The sequence below is a fragment of the Cedecea selenatireducens genome (assembly GCF_042138895.1).
In the GTDB taxonomy this organism is placed as follows: Bacteria; Pseudomonadota; Gammaproteobacteria; order Enterobacterales; family Enterobacteriaceae; genus Cedecea; species Cedecea selenatireducens.
In genome coordinates this window covers 144,531-159,518 of the sequence record NZ_JBHIKW010000005.1, presented here as the reverse complement: position 1 = coordinate 159,518, position 14,988 = coordinate 144,531, and the positions used below count along the sequence as shown (strand labels likewise).

Sequence of the window (14,988 nt, the reverse complement as noted above, 5' to 3'; positions counted from 1 at the left end):
CATTTTATCCATAAAATAATTGCAGGTTAAATTATGAGCACATAAAACTCATCCCCTCATAAACTCATACGGCACCACATACCCTTCCCGATTCGCATCCAGATAATCCGCCCACCATTGCAGCATCAGCCGCCGTTCTTCTATATGTTCGGCTTTATGGATATAAGCCGCCCGCACGCCATTGCGCTCCTGGTGGCTCATTTGCCGCTCGACCGCATCCCGCGACCACTGCCCGGACTCAACCAGGGCGCTACAGGCCATCGTGCGGAAACCATGCCCGCACAGTTCGGTAGTGGTGTCATATCCCATAACCCGCAGCGCATTATTGACGGTGTTTTCACTCATCGGTTTAGTCGGACGACGATCGCCGGGGAATATCAGTTCATGACCACCGCTGATAGCCTTAATCTCTTTCAGCAGCGCCAAACCCTGACGGGAGAGCGGCACTAAATGCTCAGTGCGCATTTTTGCCCCACGCTGAGAGTGTTTTACGCCGGGGATCGCTTCGCGTTCAGCGGGTATGGTCCACATAGCGCGTTTAAAATCGATTTCAGTCCAGCGGGCAAAGCGTAACTCACTGGAACGGATAAAAACGCACAGCGTAAACTTCAGGGCCAGAGTGGTTAACGCTCGCCCTTTATAGTGTTCAATCCTTGCCAGAAAATCAGGCAGTTTATCCAGCTTCAACGCCGGGCGATGGGTTACCTTCGGCGGCGCTATCGCCCCGGAGAGATCCTGAGCAGGATTGCGCTCTATCAGGTCGTTTTGCACCGCATAGCGCATAATATCGGTCACCCGCTGGCGTAATCGTGACGCTAAATCGAGATGGCCGTTTTGCTCCACGGCTTTCAGCGGTTCCAGTAAATCTTTGGTTTTCAGATCCGCAATGTGACGATGCCCTATCGCTGGCAAGATATTGCGCTCCATATCGCGCCATACCCGTCCGGCATGGGTTTCTGACCAGCGGTTTTGGCTGATGTTTCGGTGCCAGTCTCTCGCGACCTTCTCAAAGGTAATCAGCGCGGCCTGCGCTTCTTCCTTTTCCCCTTCCCGTTTTTCTGCCGGGTTGATGCCATCGGCAAGCAGCAACCGCACCTCATCGCTCTTTTCTCTGGCCTTCGCCAGCGAGATCAGCGGATAGGCACCGAAAGCAATCCGGCTCTCCTTACCTGCAAAGCGGTACTTGAGATACCAGCGCTTAGAGCCGTTAGGACTCACTAAAAGGTACAGGCCATGCGCATCCGCGAGTTTGTAAGCTTTCTCGCGAGGCTTTGCGGTTCGGGCTACAACGTCTGTCAGGGCCATAATTGGGGGTCAACTCTTAATCGAAGTGAACTGACCCTCATCTTGACCCCCAAATCATCCGGATGTCAATGGACGAAAAAAGACCAATGTGGATATAACAGGTAAATCAGAGAATGGGTAGATAAGTAAAAATCACTTATTTAACAATGTAATATGGATATTAATGGAAGATTATGGACATAAAAAAAGCCACCCGTAGGTAGCTTCAATTTGCATATCGATGGTGCCGAAGGCCGGACTCGAACCGGCACGTATCTCTACGGTTGATTTTGAATCAACTGCGTCTACCGATTTCGCCACTTCGGCACTGAAGGGGTATGCGGAAACGTTGTGGATTATACCTGTCGCTGGCCGCCATGCAAGCAGTGCTGCACGTAAGTCTCGTTAAGTGCTGAATTTTTCAGCGTTCCCCTTTGCTCTGCCCTGCCCGCCGGATAAGCCCTCCCTCACTTCATATATTCAGTAAATCTATCGCTCTACGGTTTACATCATCTTTCATTTGTTATGTGATCCAGTTACGGGTTCTCGTACCCACCTCCCTTTGTACTAGCAAACCGTAACCAGGAAAACGTATGCGTTTTTACCAGGTCGATCCTGCGCTGGAAAACTACTGGCGGGGCGTGATCCTTTTTGGAAACAACTTCGCTACCTACAAGTTTGCGCTGGCCCATGCGCTGTACGATGTCGAGCGCAATAACACGCTGGTGATGCTGGAAGATTTAGCTGTGCCGTTCAGCAAACATATCTGCGAGCATCTGAAGCTAGCGCCAAAACAGACGCTCAATATGAGCAAACAGGGGCCATTTTTAACCGCAGCCGTGCAGTACAGCAACGGTGAAATTTCTCATAGCCAGCTGATTCAGGCGACGGTAAAACACGGCTTTAAGGTGGTGCTGGACGCCTTCCATAACGTCAGCGGCGGGCAGATTGATAAGCAGTTTTTTATCAACGAGGTACGAAGCAGCCAGGGCATTCGTCTGACGGATGATTTTTACCGGCTGACGGAGACATCGCAGTTTCACAGCCTGATTCATGAAACCGATGCCCGTTGGTGTCTGGTCGAGAAAGCCTGGGAGATGAACCTGCCTGCGCAACTGCTGGACGTGCATTTCGATCCGCAGCAGGAAACGCTATTTACCCAGCTAGCCAACAGCCGCATCACGCTAACCAGCTGCCGTAACAGCCTGAACGGCTATCAGAAAGGCCACTGTTTCTACTGCCACGCCCCTGTCAGCCTCGAAACCGGCCACCCGCAGCTGGCGGATGTCGATCACTTCCTGCCGCTGGTTGCTCAACATGGCATGCCGGGGACTAACCTCAACGGCGTCTGGAACCTTGTTCTTGCCTGCCAGAACTGCAACCGGGGTGAACAAGGCAAGTTTGCCAGAGTGCCACACATCGATATGCTTTACCGGCTCCACGCCCGCAATGAATACTTCATTAACAGCCGCCTGCCACTGCATGAAGCAATCATCAACCAGACGGGCAATAATGAGGCGAAACGCAGAGCATTTTTAAACGACAGGTGGAACGAGGCGCATGCCTGCCGCCTGCAAATCTGGCAACCGCCTGTGCAGAAGGAACTGATTCTCTGATGAACTCCAGTTATTACCAGATTCACGCCCAAACGTTCTTCGAAGGCACGGTAAACGTGGATATGTCCTCGCTGTATGAAGCGTTTACCAGCCGCCTGCCTGCCCACGCAAAAGTCCTGGATGCAGGTTGCGGCTCCGGGCGGGACGCGCTGGCCTTCACGCAGATGGGCTACCAGGTCGATGCCTTCGATGCGTCTTCTGAACTGGTGGCACTGGCACGGGAGCATAGCGGCCTGCCGGTGAAGAAAATGACTTTTGCTGATGTAGAGGCCGGTGAAGAATACGACGGTATCTGGTGCTGCGCCTCACTGCTACATGTGCCTTTTGCGGAGCTACCCGGCGTAATGCAGAAGCTGGCGGCGGCCTTAAAACCCGCTGGCATCTGGTACTTCTCGTTTAAATATGGTGATAGCGAGCGCGAGAAGGATGGCCGCAGCTTTACCGATATCAACGAGGCAAGGCTAACAACCTTGTTAAAGGATCTGCCCGATCTGGAGATAGCAGAGCAATGGCTCACCCACGATGTTCGCCCCGATCGCGATGAGATATGGCTGAACGTGATACTTACTCGTCGCTAACCTACCCACCGGAGCCCCCCATGCCCAACCCAACCACAACACCCTCCATGCGAGTCGCCATCATCGGGCCGGGGCAGATCGCCGAGAACGTTCACGCGGCTTACTACGCTACCAATCCATCGCTGACGTTGGCGGCGGCCTGCGGGCGCGACCTTGCGCGTACTCAGGCGTTTGCGGATAAGCTCGGCATTCCGGCGGCGTATGACGATGTCGGGCAGATGCTGCGTGAAGCGAAGCCGGAGATCGTCAGCGTTTGCTCGCCCAATATTCTGCACTACGAACACGTGATGCAGGCGCTGGAGGCCGGTTGCCATGTGCTTTGCGAGAAGCCTCCGGCGATGACGGTGGCCCAGGCCGACGAGATGCGGCGGGCGGCGCAAAAGGCGAATCGGGTGCTGGCCTACAATTTCCACCATCGCTTTGCGCTGGACAGCGCCCTGCTGCGCGAACAGGTTCAGGCCGGTGAGCTGGGCGATGTCTATGTCACCACGGCCAAAGCGCTGCGCCGCAGCGGCGTACCGTCGTGGGGGAATTTCATCAGCAAGGATTCACAGGGCGGCGGCCCGCTGATCGATCTCGGCATCCATATGCTGGACGCCGCGCTTTATGTGCTCGGCTTCCCAAAGGTGAATCGGGTGATGGCCCACAGCTTCCGCAGGCTGGGCAACAGTAAAAACAGCGGCCAGTTTGGTGAGTGGGACCCGGCTCTTTATACGGTGGAAGACGCGCTGTTTGGCGTGGTCGAGTTCGAGGGCGGCGGCATTCTGCGGCTGGATACTTCTTTTATCCTCAACGTAGAAGAAACCTCGCAGATGAACGTCGAGTTTTGCGGCGAACGCGCCGGTGCCAGGCTGTTCCCGGCGCATATTTACCACGACCGCGACGGCAAGCTGGAAACGCTCCAGCGCCGCGAAGCCGCCGACGATCGCCGCCATTTCCGTGCCATGGAGAGCTTTGTGCGCCGCGTTCAGGGTGAGCCGGTCATGGTGGCCGATGCCGAACAGGGTTATGTGGTGCAGCAGATCGTCGCCGCGCTTTATGCTTCGGCTGAACAGGGCGGTGGCTGGGTAACGCTTTAGCGCATCAGGGCACATTCCACCAGGTTCCAGTCTCGCGCAATGTTCTAAACTGGTTGCAGAGCCAACACAGAGGAAGAGCGAATGTCTGTCATCAAAAGTTATGCCGCGCCAAAGGCCGGTGCGGAGCTGGAGCTTCAGGATTTCGACGCGGGCGATCTGCTGCCGGAAGATGTCGAAGTTAAGGTCGAATACTGCGGTATCTGCCATTCAGATCTGTCGATGATCGACAACGAATGGGGGTTCTCGCAGTATCCACTGGTCGCCGGACATGAGGTGATTGGTCGCGTGCATGCGCTGGGCTCGGCGGCACAGAGTAAAGGGCTGAAAGTTGGGCAACGCGTGGGCATCGGCTGGACGGCGAGAAGCTGCGGCCACTGCGACGCCTGTATCAGCGGCAGCCAGATCAACTGCCAGCAAGGTAGCGTGCCGACCATCGTGAACCGCGGCGGCTTCGCCGATAAAATTCGCGTGGACTGGCAATGGGCGATCCCACTGCCGGAGTCGATTGATATTGAATCCGCCGGGCCGCTGCTGTGCGGCGGCATCACGGTGTTTAAACCGCTGCTGATGCACCACATCACCGCCACCAGCCGCGTGGGCGTGATCGGCATCGGCGGCCTCGGGCATATCGCCATCAAGCTGCTGCACGCCATGGGCTGCGAGGTGACGGCGTTCAGCTCTAACCCGTCCAAAAAAGAAGAAGTGCTGGCGATGGGCGCGGATAAAGTGGTGAACAGCCGCGATCCGGAGGCGTTAACCGCGCTGGCGGGCCAATTCGATCTGATCATTAATACCGTCAATGTCGATCTGGACTGGATGCCGTACTTCAAGGCGCTGGCCTGGGGCGGCAACTTCCACACGGTTGGCGCGGTGATGAAGCCGTTCGAGGTGCCGGCCTTCACCCTGATTGCCGGGGACCGTAGCATCTCCGGGTCGGCAACCGGCTCCCCGCACGAGCTGCGTTCGCTGATGAAGCTTGCGGGCCGGGCAAAGGTTCAGCCGCAAATCGAGCTGTACCCGATGTCGAAAATCAACGAGGCCATCCAGCACGTGCGCGACGGCAAAGCCCGCTACCGCGTGGTGCTGAAGTCAGACTTCTGATGTGATAAAGGCTCCCAATCGGGAGCCTTTTTAGTTACTTCACCAGCCCGGCAAATACCGCCGCCACGGCGACGGCTCCGGGGTCTTTCACCCCATCCAGGTTATCGCTGTTCACGTAGGACGAGCGCCCGGCGTTGGCTTTTTGCATCTTCGCCGTGTCGTCCGCGCCTTTCTCTGCTGCCTTTGAAGCGGCCTTCAGATCTTTATCTCTCAATGCCTCCAGCGCCGGTTCCAGAGCGTCGATCAGCGTTCTGTCGCCCAGGTCCGCGCCGCCGTAGCGCTTCATCTGCGCCAGGCCAAACAGCAGGGACTCGGCCAGCGGCTGCTTCTCGCCCACTTTCTGCCCGGCGGCGGTGAAGAAGATAGACATCAGCACCCCGCTGGAACCGCCCATCACCGTTGCCAGCCGCTCGCCCACCAGCCCCAGCAGCGCGGCGGCGTCGTTCAGCGGCAGCTTGCCTTTGTCGTTAAGGTTCGCAATGTCGCGCGCGCCTTCGGCAAAGGTTGAGCCGGTATCGCCATCGCCCACTTTGGCGTCCAGCGCGTTGAGGTGGTTTTCCTGCCCGATAAGCGTTTTGGTCACGCTCGCCACCAGGGCTTTCACTTCGTCGTTAGCGGAAGGCTTCACTTCGCGATCTTCGCGGATAGCGCTCTGCTTCTGCTCCGGCATCTTGTGGTACTTCACCATCGGCTGCCAGCCTGCGGTTTCCACGTCTGACTCCAGCGCCTGTATAAAGTCCGGGGTCAGCTTAATGGTGGAGAGCGAAAAACCTTTCATATCGAGGGCGCTCACCAGCGGTGCAGGGCCGATCAGGTATTTGATCTGTGAGCCAAGATCAGAGTGCATCAACTCTTTGGTCAGCAGCGCCATCTCCAGCGACGAGACGCCGCCGAGGTTGTTGATCAGCACCGCCAGGTCGCTCTCCTTGCCGGTGGCTTTACGCAGATGCTTAGCCAACGTGGCAATCACCTCTTTGCTGTTTTGGCTATCCACCGTGCTGGCGCCCGGCTCGCCGTGAATGCCCAGCCCAAGCTCGACGTGGCCGCCCTTAATGCGCCCTTCTGCCTCATCGCTGCCCGGCAGGTTGCAGGTTTGCATCGCCACGCCCATGCTGGCAATGCTGTCGCAGGCTTTTTGCGCGATGTCCCGAACTTCGCCGAGGGATTTGCCCTGCTCTGCGGCAAAGCCCGCAATTTTATGCACTAATGCCGTGCCGGCTATGCCGCGCGGCTGTTTGTTATCCGGCAGCGAGATGTCGTCGCCGACGATCACCATCTCGACCTTCAGGCCGTGTTTTTTGGCTTTTTCGGCAGCAAGGCCAAAGTTCAACCTGTCGCCGGTGTAGTTTTTGACGATCAGCAGGCAGCCACGGTCGCCGGTGACGCCCACGATGGCGTTCAGCACCGCGTCCACGCTCGGCGAAGCAAACAGGTCGCCGCATACCGCCGCGGTCAGCATCCCTTTTCCAACAAAGCCTACGTGCGCCGGTTCGTGGCCGGAGCCGCCGCCGGAGATAATCGCCACTTTGCTTTTGTCCCAGTCGCTGCGAGCGACCACGCGAATCGCCGGATCTATATCCAGGCGCACAAGGTTGCGGTAGCGGGAACTGACAATCACGCCTTCGATGGCATCGTTGACCAGTTGCTTACGATCGTTATAAAAGAATCTGGACATAGCTTTCCCTGGTTTTGTGTGAAGTCTGCCAAGCATAGCCCTTTGGCGGGTCGACGAGGTAAACATGGGAAGATCCTGATGCTCAATTTGTGCGGAAAGCTATGCTTTAGACAAATGTTGCCACAGGGAAACGCTGATGACTGAACCACTGCTGATTGCCAGAACTAAAGAGACTGAACTGCATATTCTGCCCAACATGGCGAACCGCCACGGGTTAATCACCGGCGCGACCGGGACGGGCAAAACCGTGACGCTGCAAAAGCTGGCTGAGTCATTCTCGGAGATCGGCGTGCCGGTGTTTATGGCCGACGTGAAGGGAGATTTAACCGGCGTCGCCGAAGAAGGCGCTGAGTCTGAAAAGCTTCTCGCGAGGCTGGCCAATATCGGCGTAACGGACTGGTCGCCGCACGGCAATCCGGTGGTGCTGTGGGACATCTTCGGCGAGAAAGGCCACCCGGTTCGCGCCACCGTGTCTGACCTCGGGCCTCTGCTTTTAGCTCGCCTGCTGAACCTGAACGACGTGCAAAGCGGCGTGCTGCAAATCATCTTCCGCATCTCGGACGACCAGGGCCTGCTGCTGCTGGACTTTAAAGATCTACGCGCCTTAACCCAGTACATCGGCGACAACGCCAAATCCTTCCAGACGCAGTACGGCAATATCAGCAGCGCTTCCGTGGGCGCTATCCAGCGCGGGCTGCTTTCCCTTGAGCAGGAGGGTGCAGAGTATTTCTTCGGCGAGCCAATGCTGGATATTAAAGACTGGATGCGAACCGACTCAAACGGCAAAGGGATCATCAATATTCTGTCGGCGGAAAAGCTCTACCAGATGCCGAAGCTTTACGCCGCCAGCCTGCTGTGGATGCTGTCCGAGCTTTACGAGCAGCTCCCGGAAGCGGGCGATCTCGACAAGCCGAAGCTGGTGTTTTTCTTCGACGAGGCGCATTTACTGTTTAGCGATGCCCCGCAGGTTCTACTGGATAAAATCGAGCAGGTGATTCGCCTGATCCGCTCGAAAGGCGTGGGCGTGTACTTCGTGACGCAAAACCCGGCGGATATTCCAGACATGGTCCTCGGCCAGCTCGGCAACCGCGTGCAGCATGCCCTGCGCGCCTTTACGCCAAAAGACCAGAAGGCGGTGAAAGCGGCGGCACAGACCATGCGGGCGAATCCGGCTTTCGATACCGAAAAGGCTATTCAGGAGCTGGGCACCGGCGAGGCGCTGATTTCCTTCCTCGACGCCAAAGGCAGCCCGACGGTGGTCGAACGCGCGATGGTGATCGCCCCTTGTTCGCGCATGGGGCCGGTGACGGACGACGAGCGTAACGGCCTGCTGAATCATTCCCCGCTGTACGGCAAATATGACGAAGTGATTGACCGGGAATCGGCCTACGAAATGCTGCAAAAAGGCGTGCAGGCCGCGGGCGATAAGCAGGATGCGCCGCCGGCCAAAGGCCAGAGCGTGGAGGTGGACGACGGGATCCTCGGCGGGCTAAAAGATATTCTGTTTGGCAGCACCGGGCCGCGAGGCGGCAAGCGCGACGGCGTGGTGCAAACGATGGCGAAGAGCGCGGCGAGGCAGGTCACAAACCAGATTATTCGCGGCGTGCTGGGCAGTATTATGGGAGGGCGTAAGCGGTAGTTTCCGTCATTCCCCCCTCACCCTAACCCTCTCCCTCCAGGGAGAGGGGACTTTCCCTTTCAACCCTTTCCCCGATAGTTGGTAATAAAACCTGCAATAACAGCCACATGACTCACCAGGTCAGTTTTGTGCTAGATTACGCCGGTTTTTAGAAATCAGTCAGAAGAAAAGATTAAATAATGCGCAAATTCTGGACAAAAGAAGAAACTTTGTGGAGTTTCGCCTTATATGGTACTGCCGTTGGCGCAGGAACCCTTTTTCTCCCTATTCAGCTCGGCTCCGCCGGGGCTATCGTTCTCCTCCTTACGGCGTTGATTGCCTACCCGCTGACCTACTGGCCACACCGGGCGCTCTGCCAGTTCATCCTGTCGGCGAAAACGTCGGGCAGCGGCGGCATCACCAGCGCCGTGACCCACTACTACGGCAAAACCATCGGCAACCTGATAACCGGGCTCTACTTCGTCGCGTTTTTTGTGGTGATCCTGATTTATGCCGTCGCCATTACCAACTCGTTGATCGAGCAGCTGGCCAAACACGGGCCGATTACGACCACGGTCAGGGTGCTGGTGAGCCTCGGCGTCGTTGCGGCGCTGAACCTGATCTTCCTGATGGGGCGGCAGGTGACCATCAAAGTGATGGGGTTCCTGGTGTTCCCGCTGATTGCTTACTTCCTGTTTTTATCGCTGTATTTGACCAGCAGCTGGCAGACCTCGTTGTTGACCGAAGGCCTGGTGCTCGACCGCCACGCGTTGGGTGAGATCTGGATGTCGATTCCGGTGATGGTCTTTGCCTTCAGCCACACGCCGATTATTTCTACCTTTGCGGTGGCCCAGCGCGAAAGCCATGGCGAAGGGGCGATGAATAACAGCAAGAAAATCATGCGAGTGGCCTACTTTGTGATTTGCTGCAGCGTGCTGTTCTTCGTCTTTAGCTGCTTCCTGTCGATTCCGGCTCAGGATATTACCGCCGCGAAGGCGCAGGGCCTGACTATTCTGTCCGCCCTGTCGATGGTGCCGGGCACGCCTGCATGGCTGGGCATTTCAGGCTTTATCGTCGCGATAGTAGCGATGTCCAAGTCGTTCCTGGGCACCTATTTTGGCGTGATTGAAGGGGCGACGGCGATTGTTAAGTCCACGCTGGGCGCGGCGGGCATGAGCCGAAGCCGGGCTTTCTGCCGGGCGCTTTCTATTACCCTGATTTCGCTGCTGACCTTCGTGGTGTGCTATATCAACCCGAATGCGCTGGCGATGATTTACGCCATCAGCGGGCCGCTCATCGCGCTGATTCTGTTTATTATGCCAACCCTGTCGACTTATCTGGTGCCTGCGCTTAAGCCGTGGCGTTCGCTGGCGAATCTGCTGACGCTGATTGTCGGGATTTTGTGTGTGTCGGTGATGTTTATTCACTGATTTCCCTCACCCCGGGCCTCTCCCCAAAAGGGAGAGGGGGGTAAAGAAAGGTGAGGGTAAAACTTATCCCGCTCTTTTCGTCAGCATCCAGAGGCTGATCAGCAGGAAGGTCACGCTAGGCAGCAGCGCGCCGACAATCGGTGGGATGTTGTAAACCAGCGTTAGCGGGCCGAAGACCTGATCCAGCACGTAGAAGATAAAGCCGAAGCTTATCCCCGTCACCACCCTCACGCCCATCGGCACGCTACGCAGCGGGCCAAAGATAAACGACAGCGCCATCAGCATCATGACCGCTACCGAGACCGGAGCGAAAATCTTGCTCCACATATTCAGTTGGTAGCGTCGGGAGTCCTGGCCGCTGGTTTTCAGGTACTTCGTGTAATCGTACAGGCCGCTGATTGACAGTGAATCCGGATCCAGCGCCACAACGCCAAGCTTGTCCGGCGTCAGGTTAGTTTTCCACTCGCCGCTGACGGTTTGTGAGCCGGTGATCTGCTTTGGATCGGAGAGGTTAGACTCGTCAACCTGCGACAGGCGCCAGACTTTGTGCTCAGCGTCGTACTTTGCCGCCGCCGCATTACGTACCGAAAGCAGGCGACGCTCGCCGTTGAAGTGATAAATCATGATGCCGGCAATTTCAGAATCATTGTTCACATGATCGATATAAACGAAGTCGTGGCCATCTTTCGCCCAAATAGCGTTGGTCGTGGAAAGCAGAGAGCCACCCAGCAGCATTTGGGCACGATAGTTACGCGCCATCTGCTCCCCCTGCGGAGCTACCCACTCGCCGATTGCCATGGTCAACAGCACCAGCGGGATCGCCGTTTTCATCACCGAGGAGGCGATCTGCATGCGGGTAAAGCCAGAAGCCTGCATCACCACCAGTTCGCTGCGCTGAGCCAGCATCCCCAGCCCCAGCAGCGCGCCTAATAGCGCGGCCATCGGGAAGAAAATCTGAATATCTTTCGGCACGCTGAGCAGGGTATACATTCCTGCGCCCGCCGCAGAATAAGAGCCCTGCCCCGTTTTCTTCAACTGGTCAACGAACTTAATGATCCCCGACAGCGATACCAGCATAAACAGCGTCATCATGATGGTGTTTAGGATGGTTTTACCGATGTAACGGTCAAGTACACCAAACATTTAAGCCGCTCCTTTGTAGCTAAAGCGGGCACGCACTTTGCGCATCGGTACCGTATCCCACAGGTTCAGGACGATAGCCAGCGCCAGATACGTCAGGTTCACTGCCCACATCCAAATCATCGGATCCAGCTTCTCCTTTGCCCCACTAGAGCGTAGCGAGCTTTGCAGCAGGAAGAAGACCAGATACAACAGCATGGCCGGTAGCATAGATAACACACGCCCCTGACGCGGGTTTACCACGCTCAGTGGGACAACCATCAGGGCCATAAGAATCACTGACATGATAAGCGTCAGCCGCCAGTGCAGCTCGGCGCGTGCGGAAGGATCAGGGCTGTTCCAAAGCTCACTCATGCTCATCTGGCTGGTATCGGATGGGTCCAGCATTACCGCCTGATGGCCTATCACGGCCTGGTAATCTTTGAAATCAGTAATGCGGAAGTCGCGCAGGGTAGAGGTCCCTTCAAAGCGGGTGCCGGTATTTAACTTAACGACCTGAGTGCCGTCCGGACGCTGGAAGATTTGGCCTGAATCTGCAACCACGACAGAGGGACGCGTGTTGCCCTTAGGACGCATCTGGGCAAGGAATACATCTTTAAATTCTTTCCCCTTCGCGCTTTCGATGAACAGCACCGCGTTACCGTCCGTCGCGACCTGGAACTGCCCCTGCGCCAGCGCGGCCATGCCCGGGTTGGCTCTGGCTTCAGCCAGCACTTCGTCCTGATGACGAGCGGACCACGGGCTCAGCCACATGACGTTCACGGTGGCCACAATGCCGGTGAAGAGTGCAAGTACCATCGCAGCTTTTACTAGTACCGCTTTACTCAGACCGCAGGCATGCATTACCGTGATTTCACTCTCGGTGTACAAACGCCCAAGCGTCATCAGCAAGCCGAGGAAAAGGCTCAAGGGGAGAATTAGCTGCGCCATTTCGGGCACCCCTAATCCAAGCAGAGAAAGCACCAGATTTGTCGGGATTTCGCCATCGGCGGCAGCGCCCAGGATCCTTACCAGCTTCTGAGCAAAGAAAATCAGCAGCAGGATAAAAAGGATCGCCAGCTGGCTCTTAAGCGTCTCCCGAACCAGATATCTTATGATAATCACATTAAATACGCCTGTGAAAACGAGTCTTTTTGCAGGAAAATTGCTTGTTTCATCGCTTATACGTCATTTATTCTCTTTAATCGTCGAAAACATCGCTAAGATTAGATAGCCCGGCGAACTCGCATAACGGGACGATGTTCAGACATAATAGAAAACGTAGATCCATTCGTTAAGATTAACACGAAGTCATCGCAACAGCGGAGATGAGTTACGAAAGCTTGCAATTCTAGCCTGTAGCCCCCGCCGTTGTCTTTAAGATTCAGGAGCGTAGTGCATGGAGTTCAGTGTAAAAAGCGGTAGCCCCGAGAAACAGCGTAGTGCCTGCATCGTTGTGGGAGTCTTCGAACCGCGTCGCCTGTCCCCGATCGCAGAACAACTCGATAAAATCAGCGATGGCTACATCAGCGCGCTTCTGCGCCGTGGTGAGCTGGAAGGAAAACCAGGGCAAACCTTGTTGCTTCATCACGTGCCAAACGTGCTGTCTGAACGCATTCTGCTGATTGGCTGCGGCAAAGAGCGCGAGCTCGATGAGCGCCAGTACAAGCAGGTGATTCAGAAAACAATCAATACGCTTAACGACACCGGTTCAATGGAAGCCGTCTGCTTCCTGACCGAGCTGCACGTTAAAGGCCGCAACACCTACTGGAAAGTGCGCCAGGCGGTTGAGACGGCGAAAGAGTCGCTGTACAGCTTCGATCAGCTGAAAACCAACAAAACCGAACCACGTCGCCCGCTGCGTAAAATGGTGTTCAACGTGCCAACGCGCCGTGAGTTGACCAGCGGTGAGCGCGCCATTCAGCACGGCCTGGCCATCGCTTCCGGCATCAAAGCCGCGAAGGATCTTGGCAACATGCCGCCAAATATCTGTAACGCCGCTTACCTGGCCTCTCAGGCTCGTCAGCTGGCGGACTCGTTCAGCAAAAACGTGGTCACCCGCGTGATTGGCGAACAGCAGATGAAAGAGCTGGGCATGCACTCCTACCTTGCGGTAGGTGAAGGCTCGCAGAACGAATCACTGATGTCGGTGATTGAATATAAAGGTAATGCGTCCCCGGATGCTCGCCCAATTGTGCTGGTCGGCAAAGGCTTAACCTTCGACTCCGGCGGTATCTCCATCAAACCTGCCGAAGGCATGGATGAGATGAAGTACGACATGTGCGGCGCCGCTTCCGTTTACGGCGTGATGCGCATGGTTGCCGAGCTGAACCTGCCGGTGAACGTGATTGGCGTGCTTGCAGGCTGTGAAAACATGCCGGGCGGCCGCGCCTATCGTCCGGGTGACGTGCTGACCACCATGTCCGGCCAGACCGTTGAAGTGCTGAACACCGACGCCGAAGGCCGCCTGGTGCTTTGCGACGTGCTGACCTACGTTGAGCGCTTCGAGCCGGAAGTGGTTATCGACGTCGCTACCCTGACCGGCGCCTGCGTGATTGCCCTTGGCCATCACATCACCGGCCTGATGTCGAACCACAATCCGCTGGCGCACGAGCTGATTAGCGCGTCTGAGCAGGCGGGTGACCGCGCATGGCGTCTGCCAATTGGCGACGAGTACCAGGAACAGCTGGAGTCCAACTTTGCCGATATGGCAAACATTGGCGGCCGTCCTGGCGGGGCGATTACCGCGGCATGCTTCCTGTCTCGCTTTACCCGTAAGTACAACTGGGCTCACCTGGACATCGCCGGCACCGCATGGCGCTCCGGCAAGGCAAAAGGTGCAACCGGTCGTCCTGTCGCCCTGCTGTCTCAGTTCCTGCTGAACCGCTCCGGATTTAACGGTGAAGAGTAATTTGTAAAACTGACCCTCACCCTGGACGGGCGTAAAAAACTCCGTTTGGTTCCCTCGCCCCTTTGGGGAGAGGGTTAGGGTGAGGGGCAACAACATTCAACTTAACAAGCTGGTCTCATGAAAAACGCAACGTTTTACCTGCTGGATAACGACACTCACGCCGATGGGCTCAGTGCCGTGGAACAGCTGGTGTGCGAGCTGGCAGCGGATAGATTCCGTGCAGGTAAGCGGGTGCTGGTCGCCTGTGAGAACGAGCAGCAGGCGATTCGCCTCGACGAAGCACTCTGGCAGCGAGATGCCCAGGCATTCGTCCCGCACAATCTGGCAGGTGAAGGCCCGCGCTACGGCGCGCCGGTTGAGCTGGCATGGCCTCAGCGCCGCGGCAGCGCCCCTCGAGATCTTCTGATTAGCCTGTTGCCGCAGTTCGCAGATTTTGCCACCGCTTTCCTGGAAGTGATAGACTTCGTACCTTACGAAGAATCCCAGAAACAACTGGCCCGCGAGCGCTACAAAGCGTACCGCGTTGCCGGTTTCCACTTGACTACGGCGACCTATACCCCGCCGGGAACGACATAGC

General features: G+C 56.6%; 12 protein-coding genes and 1 tRNA gene. 8 read left to right on the top strand and 5 right to left on the bottom strand.

Features of this window, described 5'->3' with window-relative positions; translation table 11 throughout:
• Positions 1 to 48: 48 nt before the first annotated feature.
• Together ACE38U_RS10390 and ACE38U_RS10385 are read right to left on the bottom strand one after the other, a co-directional pair.
• Positions 49 to 1,305 carry a tyrosine-type recombinase/integrase gene (locus ACE38U_RS10390; protein WP_375529692.1) on the bottom strand — a complete coding sequence of 419 codons (1,257 nt, stop codon included), beginning with the start codon at positions 1,303 to 1,305 and terminating at the stop codon, positions 49 to 51.
• Positions 1,306 to 1,526: 221 nt separating this feature from the next.
• Positions 1,527 to 1,611: transfer RNA gene (locus tag ACE38U_RS10385), tRNA-Leu, on the bottom strand.
• A 266-nt stretch (positions 1,612 to 1,877) separates the two neighbouring features.
• On the opposite strand from ACE38U_RS10385, the gene ACE38U_RS10380 reads away from it, so the two are divergent.
• The 4 genes from ACE38U_RS10380 (at position 1,878) to ahr (ending at position 5,658) form a co-directional block, all read left to right on the top strand.
• On the top strand, positions 1,878 to 2,900 hold the full coding sequence (locus ACE38U_RS10380; protein ID WP_375529691.1) for an HNH endonuclease: 1,023 nt from the start codon (positions 1,878 to 1,880) through the stop codon (positions 2,898 to 2,900).
• Positions 2,900 to 3,478 carry a class I SAM-dependent methyltransferase gene (locus ACE38U_RS10375; protein WP_375529690.1) on the top strand — a complete coding sequence of 193 codons (579 nt, stop codon included), beginning with the start codon at positions 2,900 to 2,902 and terminating at the stop codon, positions 3,476 to 3,478. The genes ACE38U_RS10380 and ACE38U_RS10375 overlap by 1 nt, the downstream gene beginning before the upstream one ends.
• Before the next feature lie 20 nt (positions 3,479 to 3,498).
• The gene (locus tag ACE38U_RS10370) at positions 3,499 to 4,557 is read left to right on the top strand and encodes a Gfo/Idh/MocA family protein (RefSeq protein WP_375529689.1); all 1,059 of its coding nucleotides are present in this window, start codon (positions 3,499 to 3,501) and stop codon (positions 4,555 to 4,557) included.
• 81 nt (positions 4,558 to 4,638) lie between these two features.
• Positions 4,639 to 5,658, top strand: a complete 1,020-nt coding sequence (gene ahr / locus ACE38U_RS10365; protein ID WP_154188442.1) for an NADPH-dependent aldehyde reductase Ahr — start codon at positions 4,639 to 4,641, stop codon at positions 5,656 to 5,658.
• 34 nt (positions 5,659 to 5,692) lie between these two features.
• Here ahr and ACE38U_RS10360 read toward each other — a convergent pair whose 3' ends face one another.
• Positions 5,693 to 7,333 (bottom strand): dihydroxyacetone kinase subunit DhaK, encoded by a 1,641-nt coding sequence (locus ACE38U_RS10360; protein ID WP_176981529.1) that lies wholly within the window; start codon positions 7,331 to 7,333, stop codon positions 5,693 to 5,695.
• 136 nt (positions 7,334 to 7,469) lie between these two features.
• On the opposite strand from ACE38U_RS10360, the gene ACE38U_RS10355 reads away from it, so the two are divergent.
• Together ACE38U_RS10355 and ACE38U_RS10350 are read left to right on the top strand one after the other, a co-directional pair.
• Entirely contained in the window at positions 7,470 to 8,972 is a 1,503-nt protein-coding gene (locus tag ACE38U_RS10355; RefSeq protein WP_176981528.1) for a helicase HerA-like C-terminal domain-containing protein, read from the top strand.
• Positions 8,973 to 9,151: 179 nt separating this feature from the next.
• On the top strand, positions 9,152 to 10,381 hold the full coding sequence (locus tag ACE38U_RS10350; RefSeq protein ID WP_038478661.1) for an amino acid permease: 1,230 nt from the start codon (positions 9,152 to 9,154) through the stop codon (positions 10,379 to 10,381).
• A gap of 63 nt (positions 10,382 to 10,444) precedes the next feature.
• Here the strand turns inward: ACE38U_RS10350 and lptG are convergent, their stop codons facing one another.
• Both lptG and lptF read right to left on the bottom strand, forming a co-directional pair.
• Positions 10,445 to 11,524 (bottom strand): LPS export ABC transporter permease LptG, encoded by a 1,080-nt coding sequence (gene lptG, locus ACE38U_RS10345; protein ID WP_038478658.1) that lies wholly within the window; start codon positions 11,522 to 11,524, stop codon positions 10,445 to 10,447.
• Positions 11,525 to 12,625, bottom strand: coding sequence for an LPS export ABC transporter permease LptF (gene lptF / locus ACE38U_RS10340; protein WP_038478655.1), 1,101 nt, complete (start codon positions 12,623 to 12,625; stop codon positions 11,525 to 11,527).
• A 274-nt stretch (positions 12,626 to 12,899) separates the two neighbouring features.
• On the opposite strand from lptF, the gene pepA reads away from it, so the two are divergent.
• Complete coding sequence (gene pepA / locus ACE38U_RS10335; protein WP_038478652.1) at positions 12,900 to 14,411, top strand: leucyl aminopeptidase; 1,512 nt, start codon at positions 12,900 to 12,902, stop codon at positions 14,409 to 14,411.
• A gap of 117 nt (positions 14,412 to 14,528) precedes the next feature.
• On the top strand, positions 14,529 to 14,987 hold the full coding sequence (locus ACE38U_RS10330; RefSeq protein WP_038478649.1) for a DNA polymerase III subunit chi: 459 nt from the start codon (positions 14,529 to 14,531) through the stop codon (positions 14,985 to 14,987).
• Position 14,988: the final 1 nt, after the last annotated feature.